This is a genomic window from Pseudomonas linyingensis, from assembly GCF_900109175.1.
GTDB lineage: Bacteria > Pseudomonadota > Gammaproteobacteria > Pseudomonadales > Pseudomonadaceae > Geopseudomonas > Geopseudomonas linyingensis.
The window spans coordinates 337967-358755 of sequence record NZ_FNZE01000002.1 but is presented as its reverse complement, the minus strand read 5'-3'; the positions used below and the strand labels follow the sequence as shown (position 1 = coordinate 358755).

Below are 20789 nucleotides of genomic sequence, written 5' to 3'. Positions count from 1 at the left end.
CTTCAGCTGTAATGACGGTTGATCTCGCGCCGCCCCCACGAGGAGCGGCCTCAAGCACGCTACCGCCCCAGGATTAGGCGTCATTTTCCTGAGGACAAGGGAGTAACCAAACTGCTCACCCCGCCGATAGTGCCAACTTGTGTCTTGCCTTTCAGGCAAGCAAACTCAGATCGCAGCCTTGCCTTTGCGCATCACGTACCGTACCAAAGCGACGAAAACACCGAGCATCCCGCCTATGACTATACCGAGGGTGAGTATCAGGACTTTTTTGGGCTTGACCGGAGTTTCCGGTACCTCTGCGGCACTGTCGAGGGTGAAAACCGAGACGTTGCCAGGCTTTACTTCGATCCCCTTTAGGAAGACCAGCTGACTTTGCAGACCTCGCAACTTGCTGATGAATGGGTCATCTGACTGGCGCGCTTCCAGCACCTGCAACTCGGCACGAATGGCTTTCGCGCCACGCATGTACATCAGGCTACCGTCAACGAAAGAAGAAAGCTCACCGTCCGAAGCAATGCGTCCAGGCGTTACTTGGGGAGCCTCCATCCCGACCTCGTCCGCCACCACCAATGCCTCTTTGAGGCGGGCGACGCGGTCCTCTCGCTGCTTGAGTGCGGCCGTACGCAGCACTTCGATCTGGCCATCGATTTCCTGGACGCGGGTATCGATTTCCTGCAGCACGTTCTGCTGCATGTCGTTGCGCGCCAGTTCAGCTGCACGCTCTACGTAGATATTGCTCCATTTCGCCGCAAGTTCGGGATCCTTGTATTCGACACGCACCTCGAAGAAATCGGGGCGGTTTTTCACATCGGGTGCCTTGGCGGAAAACTTCTCATTGAATAGCCTCCAGAGCGTGTCCTGAGCAGTCTGGCGCTCATCTTCACTGAGCGAAGGTAAGTAGACCTCGCGGAAGAAGCTACGGCGAGCCGCTTCGGAAGTCAGATTGCGGATGAAGATACCGTAAACGTCCTCTACCTTGAATTCGGGCAATTTGGCGATCTTGCGCCCCAGATTGTAGCTGGCGATATCGCTCTGCCGTGGCGGTAGAAGGCTGGATTTGGCCTCATAGACCGGTGAAGATAAGAAGGCATAGACGGCTGCGCCAGCTCCGACCAGCAGTGTGACCAGCAGGATCAGTAGACGCTCGGTCCACAGGCCCGTGAACAACTCGCGAAGGTCGATTTCGTTTACATCGTAGCGGGCGGGATTACCTGCTTGCTCCACTTTCAGCTCCTTTTTTGTACGTCTGGCCAGAAAAGTGACGCATGCTATGCAAGACCCTCAATGCTGACAAGAAACATATGGCCAGTCTCAGCATCGGGATCAACCTGCCAGCCTAATACTAGCGAGACGCCATCACTCTGTGCCGACGGGATTCTGCCTACCCAGTAACACGTATGCCAAGTCTTCAGCTGTACTTGCGTGCCGATTGCAAGAACTGCCCGACGCCCCCAAGTAAACGTTCCAGCGCCCCTTGGTTGCCCTTGAGCACCCCCAACCCGGCTGAGCCTATTCGCTGACGCAAGCTAGTATCCTCCTGCAGCCGCCGCACCTGTCGATACAAGCCTTCGGCATCATCTACTTCCACCAGCCCCCCCGCGCAGCGCAGCTGCGCGGCAATTTCCAAAAAATTGAACAGGTGCTGCCCACTGAGCACCGGGAGGTCCAGCGAGGCCGGCTCCAGCAAGTTGTGACCACCATTGGGCACCAAACTACCGCCAACGAAGGCCACGTCGGCCAAAGCGTAGAGGAACAGCAGCTCGCCCATGGTATCGCCGAGAAGCACCTGCGTATCCCCGGCCACCAGGTGACCGGACGAGCGGAGCACGGTGCGGAAGCCTTCGCGTTGGCATAAGACATGGACAGCCTCAAAACGTTCCGGGTGGCGCGGCACCAGGATCAGCAGGCTGTCGGATTGTTCGGCCAGCAGTCGACGATGCGCGGCGAGGATGATCTCGTCCTCGCCGGCATGGGTACTTGCGGCAATCCATATCGGGCGCTTATCAGCCCCCCAACTGGCCCGCAGCGCCTCAGCACGCTCTTTCAAGCCAGGATCGACGGCCAAATCGAACTTGATCGAGCCAGTGACACTAACGCACTCAGGGCGAGCGCCAAGCAGGCGAAACCGTTCGGCCTCGGCCTCGGTCTGCGCGGCGATCCAGCTCATCTCGGCGAGCATCGGCCGGGTCAGGCCGGCGAATCGCGCATAGCCGCGGGCGGACTTCGCCGACAGGCGGGCGTTGGCCAGCACCGTGGGAATGCCGCGCAGGGCGCACTGGTGGATGTGGTTGGGCCACAGTTCGGTTTCCATGATCACCGCGAGCTTCGGCTGCAGGCGGTCGAGAAAGCGCGCCACAGCCCAGGGCAGGTCGTAAGGCAGATAGCAGTGCTGGACCCGGTCGCCGAACAGCGCGCGGATACGCTCGGAGCCAGTCGGGGTCATGCAGGTGACGGTGATCGGCAGTTCGGGATGACGCTCGCGCAGGGCGCGGATCAGCGGTGCGGCGGCGATGCTCTCGCCCACCGAGACGGCATGCACCCAGATGCCGCCGGGCTTCAGCGGCGGCATCTGGAAGGCGAAGCGCTCGGCGATGCGCTGTCGGTAGGCCGGCGCCTTGCGCCCGCGCAGGTACAGGCGCAGGGCGATCAGTGGCAGGGCGAGGTGCAGCAGCAGGGTGTAAAGGGTGCGGTTCATGGGGGCGAAGGATATCAGTTGGCCGCCATTTTATGGGGCCATCCGTCACAGCGGAACTCACTGCCGGGCAGTGATCATCAAGAAGCCGAGTCATGGGCCTCTTATCTTGCCGGCTGGCCTGCATCGCCGCTAGGTGGCGCCTCCCACAAGGATCGTGCGCACTCGGGGGCTTCCGGCGGCACTGTAACGGCACCCAGCGTTATACTCTGCCCCTTGTTCCCCGAAGGCAGCCGTTCATGTCCCAAGCCCTGAGCACCGATATCCTCATCGTCGGCGGCGGTATCGCCGGCCTCTGGCTGAATGCCCGCCTGCGCCGGGTCGGCTACGCCACCCTTCTGGTGGAGAATGATCGCTTGGGCGGCGGGCAGAGCGTCAAGTCGCAGGGGATCATCCATGGCGGCACCAAGTACGCGCTGAGCGGCGCGTTGACCGGCTCTTCAGAGGCGATCGCCGACATGCCCAGACGCTGGCGCGAGGCACTAGCCGGCAGCGGCGAGCTGGACTTGAGCGGCGTGCGCCTGCTCTCCGACGCCCACTATCTGTGGTCACCAGGCACCCTGGCCGGCAATTTGACCAGCTTCTTCGCCAGCAAGGCGATGCGCGGGCGGGTCGACCAGGTCAAAGGCGATGCGCTGCCGCCGGCGCTGCAGCACCCGAAGTTCAAGGGCAAGGTCTACCGCCTGGCCGAACTGGTGCTCGACGTGCCGAGCCTGATCGCCCGCCTGGCCGAGCTGAGCGGCGACGGCCTGCTGGCTGGCAAACACGTCACGCCGCTGCGCGAGGATGGCGAGCTGGTCGGCCTGGTGGTCGATGGCCGCGAGATTCGCGCCCGACGCATCGTGCTCAGCGCCGGCCAGGGCAATGCCGATCTGCTGGCAGCACTGGACATCCAGCAACCCGCGCAGCAGCTGCGCCCACTACACATGGTACTGGTCAAGGCGCCGACGCTGAAACCGCTGTATGCCCACTGCCTGGGCGGCGGACCGAAACCGCGGGTCACGGTGACCAGCCATCCGGCTGCCGATGGCCAGTGGGTGTGGTATCTCGGCGGCGATCTGGCCGAGGCCGATGGCGTGGCGCGCGACGAGGCGGCGCAGGTGCGCTTTGCCCGGCAGACGCTGGCCGAGCTGCTGCCGTGGGTCGATCTGTCCGCCGCCGAGTGGCGCACCCTGCGCGTGGAGCGCGCCGAACCGGCGCAATCCGGCCTGGTGCGCCCGGACAACGCCTTCCTCAGCGAACAGGGAAACCTGCTGGTGGGCTGGCCGACCAAGCTGGCGCTGGCGCCGGACTTCGCCGACCGGGTGATTGCCAGCCTTGAGCGCGCGGCCGTTCGTCCGGGCAACCACCCGGACTTGCCCGAGCTGCCGCGCCCGGCCGTGGCCCAGCCGCTGTGGGAGGAGTTGTTCGCATGAGTAGCCTGCACGGTCTGTGGCGGCCATTGGGCAGTACTGGACTGATTGTCTCGCCGCTGGGCCTCGGCACGGTCAAGCTGGGCCGCGACCAGGGGGTGAAGTATCCCAACGGCTTCACCATCCCCGACGACCGCGCTGCCAGCGAGCTGCTGAGCCAGGCCCGCGCGCTGGGCATCAACCTGCTGGATACTGCACCGGCCTATGGGGTGAGCGAGCAGCGTCTCGGCCCACTGCTGCGCGGCCAGCGCGAGGAATGGGTGATCTGCAGCAAGGTCGGCGAGGAGTTCGATCACGGCGCCTCGCGCTTCGACTTCAGCGCCGCGCACACGCGCTTTTCCGTCGAGCGCAGCCTCCGGCGCCTGGAAACCGACTATCTGGATCTGGTGCTGGTGCACTCCGATGGCAACGATCTCACCGTGCTGGAGCAGACCGATGTGTACGCCACCCTCGCCCAGCTCAAGCAGGCAGGCCTGATTCGCGCCTTCGGCTTCTCCGGCAAGACCGTCGCCGGCGGCTTGAAAGCTTTGGAACGCGGTGACTGCGCCATGGTCACCTACAACCTCGCCGAGCAGGGCGAGAAGCCGGTACTCGATTATGCGGCGACCCACGGCAAGGGCATCCTGATCAAGAAGGCGCTGGCCAGTGGTCATGCCTGTCTGGCCGGCATGGATCCGGTGCGCGCCAGCTTCGAGCTGATCTTTGCCCACCCGGCGGTGAGCAGCGCGATCGTCGGCACGATCACCCCTGCACACCTGGCGCACAACGTGGCCACGGTGGCCGCCCTGCTCGGGGCGCGACAATCCGCCTGACCGATGCACACAGACAGCACGGGCCGGCTCGGCTAACCTGTCCTGACCCCGAGCCCCGCGACTGCGTGATGCAGACGGGGGCTGACTGCACAATTCCAATACATTCTTGTCAGCCCAAGGAGTCGCCATGCCCAGGATTCTCACCCGCAAGGACCCGAGCACCTTCAAGACCCAGCCGCTGCATGTCGAAGCCACCGCACAGCGCCTGGTCTACCAGCCGCTCGGCGCCCCGCTGAACTTCAGCCAGATGCTCGAGCGGCGCCGCCCGCTGCAGATCGCCCCCCCCCAGCACTTTATCTGCGAGCTGGCCAACCTCGGCGTATCCGTGCGCCTGACCCTCAACTGGCAAGGTCGCGACTACTGGCTGCTGGTCCGCCAGCAGCGTCAGGATCGCGGCGACTGTGTGCTCAAGTTGATTTCCGGTTACGTGCCGAGTCGCGAGCTGCACCTGCCGCTGCATACCGCCCTGCAGGAGGTCGCCGAGGAATGCCTGGTGGAAACCCCGCGCGGCTGGCTCGGCGGGCGCTTCGGCGAGCACTGGCTGCCCACTCCACACGGCGCCGCCCTGCCCCATCACGCCCAGTATCACTACCGGCTCAGCCCGTTATCCGGCGCCGCCCGTCGGGTGCATGCCGGCGACCTGCCGCTGCTGGAGCGCCCGCAGGCCTACGTGCACCTGCCCACCGCCTCCCTGCAGCTCGTCTACGATCTGCGCCTCGAGTTGCCGGAAGACTTGCAGGAGCCGAGCCTGTTCCACAGCGACGAATGCCTGGAGGACGGCGTTCTGCTCAGTCGCCTCGACCGCCTAAGCCCGGACCTCTACCTCCTGCCGACGGACAACCCCGACAACGAGCTGTTCACCCTGCAGCGGGGCGAACTGCACAGCGCCGCCACCGACGGGGTGTGGCTGTCGGAAAGTTTTGCCGCTCAGGATGGCTGGCTGATCCGCGAGGAGCGGGTACGCTGGGAAGATTGGGTGACGCAGCGCCGCTGTGCTTGAGCCCCGCGACCGATCGACAAGAGCGCCCAGCAGGGCGCTACGTGCAGCAAAGGGCAAACGCATTCGCCTGCGCAAGAGCGGCGAATGCGTTTGCAAAGCGGGTCAGCCGCGGCGGAACAGTACCGCCGAGCCCCAGGACAGCCCGACGCCGAAGCCGCTCATCACCAGGTTCTGCCACTGCGAACCCTCGAAGGCATAGCGCTCCATCAGCAGCGGGATGGTCGAGGACACGGTATTGCCAGCGCCGAACATGTCCTTCACGACTCTGTCACCATTCTCGCCTAGTCTCTTGGCGATGGCATCGACAATGGCGCCGCTACCCTGGTGCAGGCAGTAGGCGTCCACGCTGTCCAGACTCAGGCCGGCCTCCTCGAGAACTTCCTGCATGTGCGGGATGATCTTCAGACTGGCGAAGTTGAACACCTGGCGACCGTTCATGTGGAAACAGCCATCGCGCACGATCAGGTGATCGGCGCCGCTGCCGTCGGTACCGAAGCGTGCCGGGCCGAGCTCCCACTGCGGATCCTCGCCGATCCAGGTCGCGGTGGCGGCATCGCCGAACAGCAGGGTGGTCATGCGGTCGTTGCGATCCATGATCTTCGAGTAGGGATCGCAGGTGACCAGGATGCCGTTCTTCAGACCGGCGGCTTCCATGAAGCCCTTGATCACGTAGAGGCCATAGACGAAGCCCGAGCAGCCCAGGGAAACGTCGAAGCAGGCCACGCTGGTGGGCAGACCGATCTTGTGCTGGGCGATGGCCGAGGTGTGCGGCAGCCCTTCGCCGTCACCGTTCTGGGTCACCACGATGAGCGCCTGGACATCCTCGAGACGCAGTTCGGGATTCTTCGCCAGCAGGTTGCGCACCGCGGCGGCGCACAGGTCCGAGGTTTCCTCGCCAGCGTCCTTCACGGACAGCGTGGCGGTACCGATCTTGGCCTCCACGAAGGCTTCATCCCGGTCGAAGGAGGCTGCCTGGGCGATGTTGTCGATCCGGCCTGCCGGGATATAACTGGCGATACTTTTTATTCCAATCATCATGAATTCCCACAATTAAACCGATCACGCCAGCCCACGCTCGGCAGCAATGGCTGGCTGCAGTCCCAGCAGTCCGTGCAGAAATGCTTGCGCCCCGCGTCGCTGCACGGCTTGCGCGCAACTTTCGACCTCAGGAGCGCTCGCGAATCTTCTCGACAATTGCAGTGGTCGAGCAACTATCGACGAAGTTCAGCACCTTCACGTCACCTCCATAGGCCAAGACGATGTCGGCACCGACCACACCCTCGAGGCCGTAGTCGCCGCCCTTGACCAACACGTCGGGGCGCACCTTCTCCAGCAGCGCCTCGGGGGTATCCTCGGTGAAGCTGACCACCCAGTCCACCGCACCGAGGCCGGCCAGCACCGCCATGCGCCGGTCGACGCTGTTGATCGGCCGACCGGGCCCCTTCAGGCGCGTGACCGAGGCATCGTCATTGATCGCCACGACCAGCCGATCGCCTTGGGCGCGCGCCTGCTCCAGATACGCAACGTGGCCGGCATGCAGGATATCGAAACAGCCGTTGGTGAATACCACTTTTTCGCCGTGAGCGCGGGCGTCCTCGAGCACCGGCAGCAGTTGGTCGAGGGTCATCACCCCGCGACCGACGCCCTGCTCGCGCTGCACCGCGCGACGCAACTCCGGAGCACTGACGGTCGCGGTGCCGAGCTTGCCGACCACGATGCCAGCCGCCAGGTTGGCCAGCGCGACCGCCTGGGGCAGCTCCTCGCCAGCGGCCAGGGCGGTGGCCAGGGTGGAGATCACCGTGTCGCCGGCGCCAGTGACATCGAACACCTCGCGGGCACGCGCCGGCAGGTGCAAGGCCGGAAAGCCCTGGCGCAGCAGGGTCATGCCATGCTCGCCACGGGTCACCAACAGCGCACCCAGCTCCAGCTCGGCGAGCAGCTTGAGGCCCTTGGCAACCAGCTCGGCCTCATCCGCGCAGCGACCGACCACCGCCTCGAACTCAGCCAGGTTGGGAGTGATCAGGCTGGCACCGCGATAGATGGAAAAATCCTTGCCCTTGGGATCGGCCAGCACCGCGATGTTGCACGCCCGCGCGGTCTGGATCAGTGCCTGGTGGTTCTGCAGCGCACCCTTGCCGTAATCGGAGAGGATCAGCACCCGTACCTTGTCCAGCAACTGCGCCACGTCGGCGAGCAGGGCATCGGCATCGGTGGCGAACGGCTCCTCGAAGTCCAGGCGCAACAGTTGCTGGTGGCGGCTCATCACCCGCAGCTTGACGATGGTCGGCTGGCTGGCGATGCGCTGGAAGTGTGCGTCGACTCCTGCGGCATGCAGGCGCTCGGCCAGGCTGTCGGCCGCCTCGTCCTGCCCGGTGACACCGACCAGCCAGGCCGGTGCGCCGAGGGCGGCGATGTTCAGCGCGACGTTGGCCGCGCCACCCGGGCGATCCTCGATCTGCTCGACCTTGACCACCGGCACTGGCGCCTCAGGCGAGATGCGGTTGGTCGCGCCATGCCAGTAGCGGTCGAGCATGACATCACCGACCACCAGCACAGGGGCCTGATCGAAACGGGGCATGGACAGCTTCATGGGATCTCCGGGGGAGTATGAAAATCGGCGGCGATCATAACATGGCAGTAAAGCTAGCCAGACGTGCCGCAGCACGCCTTGGGAGCAACACCACACAGGCTAGCCGCCGCCATGGGCGCTCGCAGAAGGAAACTGCGAGCGCACGGTCAGGCGATCTCTGCCCCACGGTCCTCATCCAGCCCCATGGCGTGCAGACGAGCATAGTAGCCACCCTGTGCCAACAACTCTGCGTGGGTACCGCGCTCGACAATGCGCCCCTGATCCATCACCAGGATTAGGTCGGCCTTCTCGATGGTCGACAGGCGATGGGCTATCACCAGGGTGGTACGTCCCTGCATGACCCGATCCAGCGCCGCCTGGATATGCCGCTCGGACTCGGTGTCCAGCGCCGACGTGGCTTCGTCGAGAATCAGCAGTGGGGAGTCCTTGAGCAGCGCACGGGCAATCGCCAGACGCTGGCGCTGGCCGCCGGAGAGCAGCACGCCGTTCTCGCCGACATCCGTATCGAAGCTCTGCGGCAGCTTGTCGATGAACTCGCGGGCGTAGGCATCCTCGGCAGCCCGCTCGACTGCCTCGCGCGGCGCCCCGGCCAGGTCGCCATAGGCGATATTGCTGGCCACGCTGTCGTTGAACAGGGTGACCTGCTGGGTCACCAGGGCGATATGCCGGCGCAGGTTGCGCAATCGGTAATCCTCGATATCCACCCCATCGAGGAGGATCTGCCCTTCGCTGTGATGGTAGAAGCGCGGAATCAGGTTGGCCAGGGTCGACTTGCCGCTGCCGGAGCGTCCGACCAGCGCCACCATCTGGCCCGGCTCGACACTGAAGCTGATGTCGTGCAGCACCCGCTTGTCGGTCCTAGGATAGACGAAGCCTAGGTGCTTCACTTCGAGACGACCGCTGACCCGCTCGCGCTCGACGCTGCCGGTGTCTACTTCCGGCGCCTCGTCGAGCTGTTCGAAAATGCTGTCGGCCGCTGCCAGACCCTTCTGGATATTGGCGCTGACCTCGGAAAGCTGACGGATTGGCTTGGGCAGCAGGCCGGCAGCGGTGATATAGGCCACCAGATCGCCAGCCGAGGCGTCGCCGCGCAGCAGCAACACAAGGAACATCAGCGCCGCCATGGCGGTGTAGATCAACAGCTGCAGGGTCGGCGTGTAGACAGCCGAGGTCTTGATCATGCCCAGCTGCTTGTCGGTATTGCCCTGGCTGGCGCGCAGGAAGCGTGCCTGCTCGTAGGGCTCGCCGCCAAAGCTGCGCACCACCCGATAGCCCTGGATGGTCTCCGAGGCAACATGGGTCACGTCGCCCATTGCCACCTGGATCTTCTTGCTCTGCTTGCGAAACTTCTTGCCCGCACTGCTCACCACCAAGGCGATCACCGGCAGGATGGCGAGCATCACCAGGGTCAGCTGCCAGTTCATCCAGAGCAGATAAGCGAACAGGAATACCACCGTCAGCCCCTCGCGGATCACCACCTTGATCGCATCGGTCGCCGCTCCAGTGACCATGGTCACGTTGAAGGTGATCCGCGAGATCAGGTGTCCGGAGTTGTGGCTGTCGTAGTAGCGGTTGGGCAGGGTCAGCAGACTGTTGAACAGCTCGACCCGCAGGTCATGCACCAGCCCCAGCGAAACCCGGGCCAGGAAGTAGTTGCCGAGGAACGAGCCCACCCCCTGCCAGGCGGCGATCAGCACGATCAATATCGGCACGGCGTAGAGCAGCGGCAGGTCGGCCAGCCACTCCACCCCGGGAAACAGGGCGGCCTCGGGGTTGGTGAGGCCATCGACGAAGTACTTGAGAATCCCCGCCATCATCGGCTGGGTGGAGGCGAAGATCACGTAACCGAGAATGCTGACCAGAAAGTAGCCGATATAGGGCTTCACGTAGGACAGCAGGCGGAAGTAGATCTTGAGGCTGGAGGCGCCGGAGGCGCCCTGTTCACGATGGGTCATTCGACGCGAGTCCAAGACTTCAAGCGCGCGAGTCTAGCACAAAGACGCCTGCCCCCACTCTGCCGCTTGGGTTAGACTACGCCGTACCCAATTGATGCAGTTCTCCTCTCGGCGACCCAGTCTCGAACGCTAGCATGAAAATACTCGTCACCGGCGGTGCCGGCTTCATCGGCTCCCTGGCCACACAGGCAGTACAACGGCCGTGGCCGACTGCAATGGGGAATCTATCATTATCAGCGGCAGCCCAGCTTGCGACTGGCATGAGTAGGCCCGTGAGATTTTCCGCCAAGCGCATGAGCCAGGAGGGCTGAGTCGTGTGCCACAGGTGCATGCCATTAGATTCTCCAATCCCAGCAAAGCGCCCGGTTTGGTCGGCTCTTGACGGCACCAAGCTAGACAAGGTTCTTAGCAAGCGCAATCCAGCGGGACTCACGAACTCACCAAATTTGTATCCAAGACCGCTGGATACATAGCAAACGAGAACCGAGAATCTCCCCGCCAATGGACCATGCCTCCCCCTACACTGCAAGGGTTGCAAAAATGCCCACCCCCTTTCCTTTGAGGGAAAAAATCGACACGATAATTTCAAGCTGCTGGTTACCCATCGGATATTTTGTGCTGCTGACCGGCCTCTTCTGGCTACCTGAAAGAAGCCTATTCTCGAAGACATTCTATGCACTGATCGCTTTCCCTGCATTACTGGCAATGCTGAATAGCCCGAAAAAGTCAGCACTCCTAGCCAAAGAGCCGATCATTATTTTCTTTGTCATATTTTCTGCCTGGCTCATTGCCAGCACATTTTGGAGCAGCAGCGACCATAGCCAGTCATCCCAAATCAAACGCCCGCTCTATGTACTGATGCTGTTTGGCGGCTGCGCGTTCATGGCCTTATCACAAGCCAGCACCACCTTGGGCAATACACTGCTATACGCCTCGCTTATCACTACAATCGGCGCCGCATACAGCTTTTTCTTATTTCTATCCGACCCAAACCAAGATCGGCTGGTTGGCAGCGGCAGCCTGTCCAATCCGTTGCTGACATCACACCTCTTTGGCTTTGCCTGCGCCTATTGGCTAGCACGCTGGACCTGCGCACAACAGCACCAGGCACTTGCAATCATTTGCGGCTCCATCTTGCTGGTAGCCTTGCTGGCAACCGGTTCCAGAACCCCTCTACTCGCCCTCGCCACCACCAGCCTGTGGCTCGCTTGCACTTGGCGCTCGAGACGAGCATTTCTCCCTATCGCCTTACTTGTCATTGGTCTCGCTGTGATTTTTGCATTGACACCAGATTTATTCACTCAACGCGGCCTCTCGCATCGCCCGGAAATCTGGTCGAAGGCACTCCAGCAAATAATGGAAACTCCTTGGCTAGGCAAGGGGTATGGAAGCCCGCTGGCCATCTGGGCTCCCGCCTTGGGCCAAACTCTTTCCGACCCGCATAACATGGAGCTAGCTATCGCGTTCGAATTGGGAGTCATTGGGCTGCTATTGTGGTGCTTGATTTATGCTGCTGCCTTAGCGTCCTGCATCCGCTACCGTGCGAGCGCCGAATTCTCGATTTCCTCGGCGCTGCTGATCTACGGCCTGATGGCCGGTATGACCGAAGGCAGCAACTTCCTTTCCCGCCCCAATGAGAGCTGGTTTCTGAGCTGGATCCCACTAGCCCTGATCGCGAGCCTGAGCATACGAAAACGCCTGGAACAGACTGGTTGATGAAAAACCTGAACGAAGACAACCTCGACGCACTCCTGCAGGGTGCTCGAGTCATCGAGGAGGACGGCTACGGCATCAAGGTTGCCTGCCTTGCAAGCGGCGACTACCTAAAGCTGTACCGACGCAAACGCCTGCTCAGCTCCGCTCTGTGGTCCCCCCCGGCGCGCCGCTTCGCCGACAACGCCGAGCACCTGAGACGGCTGAACATTCCTGCGCCGACCATCGTCGAGACACTGCGAGTGCCCAGCCGCAAGCTCAACGGCGTGCGCTACCAGCCACTACCCGGCGATACCCTGCGCAGCCACTGGCAAGCCCTGGATGATGAACGACGGGCTGCCGAAGTGGAGCGCTTCGGCGCCTTTCTTGGCCAGCTGCATGAGCTCGGCGTGTACTTCCGCTCACTGCATCTGGGCAATGTGCTGATCCTTCCAGATGGCCGCTTCGGTCTGATCGACCTCTCGGACATGCAGATCAGCGGACGGCCTCTGGCTCGCTGGAAGCGCGAACGCAATCTGCAGCACATGCTGCGGTATGCAGAGGACAGCCACTGGCTGACTGTTCTACATCGCCAGAACCTGTTGAGCGGTTACGCCCAGTATTGCGGGCGGGTGTCCGCAGATCGACTGGCGCAGGCCTTGCGCCGACTGCAGGGGGCGGGTGAACACTGATGAATTCATTGCTGAATCGGCTACGTCATCTGCTGCGTAAGCCGCTCAAACTGCACTGGATATAGGAAACGTTCCGCGACCGCCACCCGCATTACCTTGTCAACGTCGGCACCTACGGCATGTCCTAGGTGCATGACTGGAGCGAAGGCTCGAAACTGCGAATCTGCTCGCCGGAGATCGGCGAACTCCTCAACTACATGCGCACCCGCTCAGCGAGCCAGCAATAGACGCCCCAACGCCCGCAGGGTCTTGCCGTTCCACTGGCGCAGCGGTAACTGCCCGAGCAGCTCACGGGCCAGTGGCTTGTCATGACTGGCGCACTTGAGCAGCATCGAGTTGACGAAGCGGGCGCAGACCTGCGGATAGGCCGGATGATCGCTGAATTGTGCATAGGTCTTCAGCACGTTGTCGATCATGAAGCGGCGGTTCTTGTAGGTGTTGCTGTCATGCACCCGGTACTTGGCCAATACCTCGCCCAGCACATCGATGAAATAGCCGGCGCGGGCGATCTTCAACTCGATCAGCAGATCCTCGAGCTTGATCTCGGGATCGAAGCCGCCGACTTTCTCCAAAGCTTCGCGCCTGAACAGCAAGGTCGGTGCGGGCGGCCCGGCCTGGTCGGAGTTGAACATCGCATCGAAATCAAGGCGCCGGAATGGCCGCTCGCGATTGCGCTTGACCAAGGGATTACCGCTGCCATCAATCTGCTCGATGTTGCCGGCGCAGATGCCCACTTCCGGCTTGTCCTGCAGGTAGGCCACCTGCATGGCGATGCGCCCCGGCAACATGATGTCGTCGGAGCCGAATGGTGCAATCAAGCTGCCCTTGGCGCGAGCGATACAGTCGTTCAGGGTTGTGGCCAATCCTTGGTTGGCCTGCACGCGAAAGTCGAAATCGTAACGCTCCTGCAGCTGCCTGATTCGCTCGACGCTGTCGTCCTTGGAGCCATCGTCCACGACCAGCAGCTCGATGTGCGGATAGCTCTGCTCCAGCACGCTGAGAATGCTCGCCTCGATGTAGGGTCCATGGTTGTAGGAAGCGATGATCACGCTGACCAGAGGTTGCTCGCTCATTTCAGCCTCTCCTGGCCTGCAGCTCGTCCAGCAGTTCGCGGTACTGCCGGCGGAAATCGTCGACGGCATGCGCCCGGCACAGATAGGCATAGGCCCGCTCGCCCTCCTCCACCCGCTGCGCGGAGGACAGCTCCAGCACCTCGCGCAGCCGCTCGGCCAGTGCCTGCGGCTGACCGACCGGGAAGATGCGCCCGCCACAGTCCTCGAGAATCGGCCGCAGACTGTCGATGTCCGAACCAATCACCGGGAGATGCCCGCTCATGCCTTCGAGCAGCGCCAGCGGCAACCCCTCGCTGAGGGACGGCATGACGAAGACATCGAACGCCCGCACGTACTGCAGCGCATCGTCCTTCGCGCCCAGCAGGCGAACGCGCCCCTGCAGCCCGTGCCGCTCGATCGCCGCCTCCAGCTCGTCGCGCGAGCGCCCCTCGCCAATGATCGCCAGTGTCGTGCCTGGGTATTCGTCCTTGATCCTGGCAAAGGCCTCGATCAGGTGGATGTGCCCCTTCACCGGCACCAGCCGGCCGATGGTGCCGAATATGAAGTCGTCCGCGGACAGGCCGAGCAACTCGCGGGCGTGCTGGCGTGGGTGCTGCAGTTGCTCGGCACGGGCGATATCGATGGCATTGTTGATCTGCCGGACGGTGTCGCTCGTGAGCCCGGCGCCGCAACCCAGCAGATCGTCACGCACCGCGCGCGACACGCCGACCAGCCGCCAGAAAGGCGTGAGTAGCCGGCGCAGTTCCCAGCGCCGGTAGGCGCGATCGTATTCGCCAAGGCCGTGCAACACCCCGATGCAGGCAGGAATCCGCAGCCAGCGATTGAGCAGCATCAGCGCATTGATCGGCTTGAAGCGGTGCGCGATCACCGCGTCGTAGCGCTCAGCCCGACAGTGCTGGTAGAGCGTCCAGAGCACCCGCAGGCGCAGGCCCTTGGTAGCGCCCTGACTGAAGCCGAAGTAGACCGAACGAGCGGCCCGGCTGACCGGCTCGCCCGGCCCCGGCCGACCACGCAGGAAGGCGGTGGTCACCTCGTAACGCTCGGCAGGCAATCCCTGGATCACCTGCTCGGCCAGATCGGATGCATTGACGTTGTAGCGGTTCTGCAACTGCAGCACCTTGATCTTGCGCGTCATGGCCGACGCCCCAACCACAACCGCAACGCCTTACGCGCATAGGAGCCTTTCAGCAACACGCGCCAGTCCTGCTTCAGCGCCGCACGGAAGTATTCCTTGGCCGCCTCGACGTCGCCGGCCAGCCAGGCGCTGCGAAACAGCGACAGGCAGCGCTGCACATAGAACGCGCGCTTCAGCCCCTGGAACTCGCTGCCCAGTCGCTGCGGCGCAAACACCTCGTCGACCAGCGCCAGCCCGCCGGCCTTGGCGTGGCTGAACTGATGGCGCAGGCTGTCGTCGTGCTTGTGGATCAACGCCAGCGGCTGCGCCAGGACCGTGCAGGGATAGTTGGCCAGCGTCTGGGCAAACACCGGGATATCCTCGGCGCTGCGAAAGCGCTCCGGATAATCGCCGCGCTCGAACACCTCGCGATGCATGGCGCAAGCACCATTGGACAACGCGATACGCTTGTCCAACAGATAACCACGCAGCCGCTCCAGAGGGGACGCCGGCAAGGCCGCGGGCAAGTGCTCCCGGCGTTTGCCATCGTCCCAGACGGCATAGTGGCCACCGATCACCATCCGCGTCGTCGGATGCTCGGCCAGATGCCGTTCGACTGCTGCCAGTGCGCCAGGCGCCAGCTCGTCGTCGGCATCGAGAAACATCAGATACGGCCCCCTCGCCTCGCGAATGCCGCGGTTGCGCACCGAGGAGAGCCCGCCATTTTCCTTGCGGATCGCCCGGAAGCACCCGGGATGCTCCGTCTGCAGCGCTGCGATGACCTGCGGCGTGCTGTCGGTCGAACCGTCGTCGATGACGATCAGCTCGGCCGCCGCCTCGTCCAGCTGCACCAGCACCGACACCAGCGCCCGCGGCAGCGTCCTGGCGTAATTGTAGGCCGGGATGACGACGCTGATCAGCGGCTCAGACGGCGTCATACCAGTCCACCCCGTCCTTCACCACCAGAATGTCTTCCATGATCAGGTACTGCAGGTCCGAGCCGAAGAACATGTTCAGCGCATCGGTGGGCGAGCAGACCATCGGTTCGCCGCGGCGATTCAGTGAGGTGTTCAGCGACACGCCGTTGCCGGTGAGCTTTTCCAGCTCGAGCATCAGGTCGTACCAGCGCGGGTTGTGGCGGCGCTCGAGCACCTGGGCACGCGAGGTACCGTCCTCGTGGACCACTTCCGGCACGCGGCTCTTCCACTCCTCGTTGACCTCGAAGGTGAAGGTCATGAACGGGCTGGGATGGTCGACCTTGAGCATCTGCGGCGCCACAGTGTCGAGCATCGATGGGCAGAACGGCCTCCAGCGCTCGCGGAACTTGATCTGCTCGTTGATGCGGTCGGCCACGCCGGCCGCGCTCGGGCAGCCGATGATCGAGCGGCCGCCGAGGGCGCGCGGGCCGAACTCCATGCGGCCCTGGAACCAGGCCACCGGGTTGCCGTCGACCATGATCTTGGCGATGCGCGCGGTGGTGTTGTCGATGCGCTTGAACACCGGCTGCTGCGGATGACGGGCGCAGGCGGCGATCACGTCCTCGTTGGAGTAGGCCGGGCCGAGGTAGACGTGCTCCATCTTCTCCACCGGCACGCCGCGGGCCACCGACACGTAGGCGGCGGCGCCGACCGCGGTGCCGGCGTCGCCGGAGGCCGGCTGGACGAACAGTTCCTTGACCTCGTCGCGGGCGATGATCTTCTGGTTGAGCTTGACGTTCAGCGCGCAGCCGCCGGCGAAGGCGATCTTGCCGGTCTGCTTGATGATGTCGCCCAGGTAGTAGTCCATCATCTCCAGCGCCAGCTTCTCGAACAGCGCCTGCATGCTGGCGGCATAGTGGATGTACGGATCGTCGGCGATGTCGCCCTCGCGCTTGGGTCCCAGCCACTCGATCAGCTTGGGCGAGAAGTAGTAGCCCTTGCCGTTTTCCTTGTAGCGGCGGAAGCCGATGACGTTGGCGTATTCGGTGTTGATCACCAGCTCGCCGTTCTCGAACTTGGCCAGACGCGAGAAGTCGTACTTGGCCGCGTCACCGTAGGGCGCCATGCCCATCACCTTGAACTCGCCGTCGAGCATCTCGAAGCCGAGGAACTCGGTGATCGCGCCGTACAGGCCGCCCAGCGAATCCGGGTCGTAGAACTCCTTGATCTTGTGGATCTTGCCGTTCTCGCCGTAGCCGAAGAAGGTGGTGGCGTATTCGCCCTTGCCGTCGATGCCCATGATCGCGGTCTTCTCGGTGAAGCCGGAGCAGTGGTAGGCACTGGAGGCGTGGGCCAGGTGGTGCTCGACCGGCTCGAGCTTGACCTTCTTGAGGTCGAAGCCGAGCTGCTGCAGGCACCACTGGATGCGCTTCTTGTAGCGATAGTAGCGACGATTGCCGAACAGGATGGCGTCGAGGGCACGATCCGGAGCATAGGCGTAGCGCTTGGCGTACTGCCAGCGCGCCTTCTCGAAGATGCTGATCGGCGCGAAGGGAATGGCCACCACGTCGACGTCTTCCGGCTTGATGCCGGCCTGCTCCAGGCAGAACTTGGCCGACTCGTAGGGCATGCGGTTCTTGGCGTGCTTGTCGCGCACGAAGCGCTCTTCTTCGACGGCGGCGATCAGCTTGCCGTCGATGTAGAGGGCCGCGGACGGGTCATGGCTGAGGGCGCCGGAAAGGCCGAGGACGGTCAATGCCACAGATGTATCCCTCTATCTATTCAGGGCAGGTGCCGGGCACCTGCGGTAAACGTTGGTCGAGCAACCGGTACAGGGCCGAGTCGGCCGGCCAGTTGCGCAGAAAGCGTGCGCGGTCTTTCGCGTAGGCGCGGGCGAAGCGCCGCGGGCAGCGGTGCTGGCGCATGGCGTCGAGGTCGATCAGCGCCCAGCGGCCGTCCTGCCAGAGCAGGTTGGTGCCCTTGAGGTCGCCATGCCCGATACGCTCGCGCAACAGCGCGGCGAACAGCCGATCCAGTGCCTGCAGCTCCGCCTCGGGAGGAGCACCGTCCACATGAGCCGCAAAGCGGGTGAGTATATCCTCTCCGGCGGCATGCTCGGTAATCAGCCAGGCGCGCCCGCGCAGGCCAAAGCGGCGGCTTTCCAGCATGGCCAGCGGCCGCGGGGTGGCGATGCCGAGGAAATCCAGGCGATTGCCCTCCACCCAGCTGTGCCAGGCGCGGCTGGGGCGCCAGCAGCGCTTGAGCCAGTGAGCGAAGCCCTTGATGTTGTAGCGCTTGATCACCAGCGGGCGGCCGGCCAGCTCGATGCGCGCCACGGTGGCGCTGCCACCCTGCTTGAGCGATACGCCGGCTGCGATGGCGGCATCCACATCGTTCAGCAGCGGCGCCAGCACCGATTCCTGGTCGCGCCGCACGATGCGCAGCTTCTCGCGACTGCGCTGCACGCAGAACAGGGTGCAGTCGCGACCGAGCTTGCGCAGGTAGTCGCGCAGCCGCCAGCGGCGCACCTGGGCGGTCGGCGCGCGCAGATCCTGGGCGCTCAGCGCGTGCGCGGGATTGGCCTGCAGATAGGCCGCCAGCAGTTGGTCGATGAACGGTTCCAGCTCGGCCGGCAGTTGGGCGAAGAACACGCCGAGATTCTGCAGGACCTGCGCGCGGGCCAGCGGCTGGCCGGCCAGTTGCGCGCGAATGCCGCCGCCGTCGATCAGGTACAGCTGGCCGTCGCGACGCAACAGATTGTCCAGGTGCAGGTCGTCCTGCCACAGGCCGCGCGCGTGCAGGCGGCCGATGGCGCCCAGCGCCTCGCCCAGTACCGCCTCCTGCGCAGCGGACAGCAGCGGCTGCTCGGCTACGGCCTGCCAGACGTCGCCGAGGCTGACCGCCTGATCAATAAACTCGAACAGCAGCCAGCCACCCTCGCCCACCGCCAGGCCTTCGGCCAGCAGCGCGGGGGTATTGAGACCCTGCTCGCGGAGCAGACGTGCGCCTTCCAGCTCGCGGGCGTGATGGCGCTCGGCCCTGGGGCCGACCAGCAGCTTGGCCAGCACGCGGCGGCCCTGCCACTCGGCCTCGCCGACGTAGCGCTGGCCGGGCAGCACGCGCAGCAGGCTGAGCAGGCGCAACTCGCCACCCGGCAGCTCGATGCTCAGTGGCAGCGCCGGGCTGCGCCCGGCCGCAGCCAGCTCGTTCAGGCGCATCGCTTGCCCTCCCCCACGCGGCTGCTCATTCGCGCCCCGCGAAGAAAGCGAGGATCTTGCGCACTCGTCGCTTGTCGTTGGCCGACAGGCGCTGGCGGCCGCGGTACTGCAGGTAGAAGCGCATGCGGCGGGTGCTCGACAGGTGGTACTTGGCCACCTTGTCCAGGCAGGCGAGGTCCTTGATGATCCGGTAGTCGAGCAGCGGCCCCCACCAGAAGCTGCCGGTCGGGCAGTCGATCAGGTACAGCTCGCCACTCTGGTCGACCAACAGGTTGCGCCACTTGAGGTCGTTGTGGGCAAAGCCGTGCAGGTGCATGCGCCGGGTTGCCTCGGCCAGCTGGCGGCTGACCTTGTCTAGCCAGTCGTGCTGCTGCAGGCGCGGATCGTGGTTGCGGGCCAGCGCGGCGAGATCCTCGGTGCCCGCCAGCTCGGCGGTGATCAGCGCGCCGCGGACGAAGCTGCCGAAACGGCGCTCCAGCCCCCAGGCCACCACCGGGGCGGTGGGAATTCCCCACTGGGCGAAAAGGCGCAGGTTCTGCCACTCGGCCTTGACCCGCGGCCGGCCCAGCCAGCGACGCAGGCCCTTGCCGGCGCCCCAGTACTGCTTGACGTAGTAGCGCCGCCCGGCGATTTCGACGCGCAGCACCTTGGACATCTGGTCGCCGGCGATCCACTCCCCCTCGAGGGCGAACACCCGATCGAGATCGGCAAATGCCTCACACGCCGCTGCGGGCAGCTCGGCCGCCAGCTGCCAGTGGCTCATGCCGAGGCTCCCGGGGCGTACTTGCGCAGGTAGCGGGCATGCAGTCTGGCCGCCTTGCGCTCCAGCCAGCCCAGCAGGGCGGCCTCGCCCTGCAGGGTTTCGCGCAGCGGGCGCTGGAAATAAGACTTGAGAAAGCGCAGTGCATCGCGACGGGTCAGACCGATGTCCAGCGCCGAGAAGTACAGCGCCGCCAGGTCCTTGTTGCGCCAGCGGGTCGGCACCTGAGCACGAGTCTGCGCGCGGTGCAGGTCAATCACCGACAGGCGGAAGTCGTCCGCGGTCACCACCTTGTCGGTATGCAGCAGGAAGTGGCAGATGTAGCAGTCGCGGTGGTTGACTCCGGCGCGGTGCATGGCGCCGAGCATCTCGGCGACCCGCTGGATCAGCGCACGCTTGAGGCGCGGCTCCGGCGGCGTGTCGCGCCAGTCGCGGCTGAAGTCTTCCAGGCTGACGGTGGGCGCCAGCTCCTCGGTGATGATGAAAGAGTGCTGGGCGGCCGGATTGCGGCCACGCTCGCCGAAGGCCACGGCGGTCATGGTCGGCACGCCGGCCGCGGTGAGGCGCTGGATGGCGGCCCACTCCTGGGCGGCGCCGAGCACCGGCAGCTTGGCGCTGAGCAGGTTCTTGACGATTTCGCCCCAGCCGATGCCGCGGTGGATCTTGACGAAATAGCCGCGTCCGGCCACTTCGGTGCGCAGGGTGCGGCGGCCTTCCAGCTCGCGATAGACCAGGCCCTCGAGGCGCTCGACCTCGGCGAAGGCGTCACGGCCGGCCCACAGGCTCTTGAACGGCTCGGCGAGGATCAGTTGCATCGCAGCGCTCCCGCAGGGGCGAATTCATTTGCCTGCAGAGGCTCGAC

Annotated in this window: 17 protein-coding genes; 5 read left to right on the top strand and 12 right to left on the bottom strand. The window is 64.2% G+C overall.

Translation table 11 applies throughout. The features are described from left to right. Window positions 1-165: 165 nt before the first annotated feature. Window positions 166-1224: an LPS O-antigen chain length determinant protein WzzB gene (locus BMZ19_RS04010; protein ID WP_090307195.1), complete on the bottom strand. Its 1059-nt coding sequence runs from the start codon at window positions 1222-1224 to the stop codon at window positions 166-168. A gap of 184 nt (window positions 1225-1408) precedes the next feature. Next, window positions 1409-2695, bottom strand: coding sequence for a lipid IV(A) 3-deoxy-D-manno-octulosonic acid transferase (gene waaA, locus BMZ19_RS04005; RefSeq protein WP_090307192.1), 1287 nt, complete (start codon window positions 2693-2695; stop codon window positions 1409-1411). Between the two features lie 236 nt (window positions 2696-2931). Between waaA and BMZ19_RS04000 the strand changes: the two genes are divergently transcribed. From BMZ19_RS04000 to BMZ19_RS03990, 3 genes are all read left to right on the top strand, one after another. Continuing rightward, entirely contained in the window at window positions 2932-4107 is a 1176-nt protein-coding gene (locus BMZ19_RS04000) for an NAD(P)/FAD-dependent oxidoreductase (protein WP_090307190.1), read from the top strand. Continuing rightward, complete coding sequence (locus BMZ19_RS03995) at window positions 4104-4916, top strand: aldo/keto reductase (protein ID WP_090307187.1); 813 nt, start codon at window positions 4104-4106, stop codon at window positions 4914-4916. Before BMZ19_RS04000 ends, BMZ19_RS03995 begins: the two co-directional genes overlap by 4 nt. Before the next feature lie 127 nt (window positions 4917-5043). Beyond that, the gene (locus tag BMZ19_RS03990) at window positions 5044-5916 is read left to right on the top strand and encodes a metal ABC transporter ATPase (RefSeq protein ID WP_090307184.1); all 873 of its coding nucleotides are present in this window, start codon (window positions 5044-5046) and stop codon (window positions 5914-5916) included. Window positions 5917-6018: 102 nt separating this feature from the next. Here BMZ19_RS03990 and BMZ19_RS03985 read toward each other — a convergent pair whose 3' ends face one another. The 3 genes from BMZ19_RS03985 to msbA all read right to left on the bottom strand — a co-directional run bounded on the left by BMZ19_RS03985 (window position 6019) and on the right by msbA (window position 10461). Beyond that, window positions 6019-6951, bottom strand: coding sequence for a ketoacyl-ACP synthase III (locus BMZ19_RS03985; protein WP_090307364.1), 933 nt, complete (start codon window positions 6949-6951; stop codon window positions 6019-6021). A gap of 130 nt (window positions 6952-7081) precedes the next feature. Next, window positions 7082-8506, bottom strand: a complete 1425-nt coding sequence (hldE, locus tag BMZ19_RS03980; protein WP_090307180.1) for a bifunctional D-glycero-beta-D-manno-heptose-7-phosphate kinase/D-glycero-beta-D-manno-heptose 1-phosphate adenylyltransferase HldE — start codon at window positions 8504-8506, stop codon at window positions 7082-7084. 146 nt (window positions 8507-8652) lie between these two features. Continuing rightward, window positions 8653-10461, bottom strand: coding sequence for a lipid A export permease/ATP-binding protein MsbA (msbA, locus tag BMZ19_RS03975; protein ID WP_090307178.1), 1809 nt, complete (start codon window positions 10459-10461; stop codon window positions 8653-8655). 540 nt (window positions 10462-11001) lie between these two features. On the opposite strand from msbA, the gene BMZ19_RS03970 reads away from it, so the two are divergent. Together BMZ19_RS03970 and BMZ19_RS03965 are read left to right on the top strand one after the other, a co-directional pair. Beyond that, entirely contained in the window at window positions 11002-12177 is a 1176-nt protein-coding gene (locus BMZ19_RS03970; RefSeq protein WP_170847696.1) for an O-antigen ligase family protein, read from the top strand. After that, a complete protein-coding gene (locus BMZ19_RS03965; protein ID WP_090307171.1) occupies window positions 12177-12845 on the top strand; it encodes a lipopolysaccharide kinase InaA family protein in 669 nt (222 codons plus the stop codon). Before BMZ19_RS03970 ends, BMZ19_RS03965 begins: the two co-directional genes overlap by 1 nt. A gap of 209 nt (window positions 12846-13054) precedes the next feature. Here BMZ19_RS03965 and BMZ19_RS03960 read toward each other — a convergent pair whose 3' ends face one another. From BMZ19_RS03960 to rfaP, 7 genes are read right to left on the bottom strand one after another with little or no spacing between them, the layout of a single operon-like run. Beyond that, entirely contained in the window at window positions 13055-13918 is an 864-nt protein-coding gene (locus BMZ19_RS03960; protein ID WP_090307168.1) for a glycosyltransferase, read from the bottom strand. Window position 13919: 1 nt separating this feature from the next. Beyond that, a complete protein-coding gene (locus tag BMZ19_RS03955) occupies window positions 13920-15053 on the bottom strand; it encodes a glycosyltransferase (RefSeq protein WP_090307164.1) in 1134 nt (377 codons plus the stop codon). Next, window positions 15050-15970, bottom strand: coding sequence for a glycosyltransferase family 2 protein (locus BMZ19_RS03950; protein WP_090307161.1), 921 nt, complete (start codon window positions 15968-15970; stop codon window positions 15050-15052). Before BMZ19_RS03950 ends, BMZ19_RS03955 begins: the two co-directional genes overlap by 4 nt. After that, on the bottom strand, window positions 15957-17711 hold the full coding sequence (locus BMZ19_RS03945; protein ID WP_090307155.1) for a carbamoyltransferase family protein: 1755 nt from the start codon (window positions 17709-17711) through the stop codon (window positions 15957-15959). The genes BMZ19_RS03950 and BMZ19_RS03945 overlap by 14 nt, the downstream gene beginning before the upstream one ends. A 16-nt stretch (window positions 17712-17727) precedes the next feature. Continuing rightward, window positions 17728-19167: a lipopolysaccharide kinase InaA family protein gene (locus BMZ19_RS03940; protein ID WP_090307152.1), complete on the bottom strand. Its 1440-nt coding sequence runs from the start codon at window positions 19165-19167 to the stop codon at window positions 17728-17730. Between the two features lie 25 nt (window positions 19168-19192). Then, a complete protein-coding gene (locus BMZ19_RS03935; RefSeq protein ID WP_090307149.1) occupies window positions 19193-19930 on the bottom strand; it encodes a lipopolysaccharide kinase InaA family protein in 738 nt (245 codons plus the stop codon). Then, window positions 19927-20742: a lipopolysaccharide core heptose(I) kinase RfaP gene (gene rfaP / locus BMZ19_RS03930; protein ID WP_090307147.1), complete on the bottom strand. Its 816-nt coding sequence runs from the start codon at window positions 20740-20742 to the stop codon at window positions 19927-19929. The genes BMZ19_RS03935 and rfaP overlap by 4 nt, the downstream gene beginning before the upstream one ends. Window positions 20743-20789 lie beyond the last annotated feature (47 nt).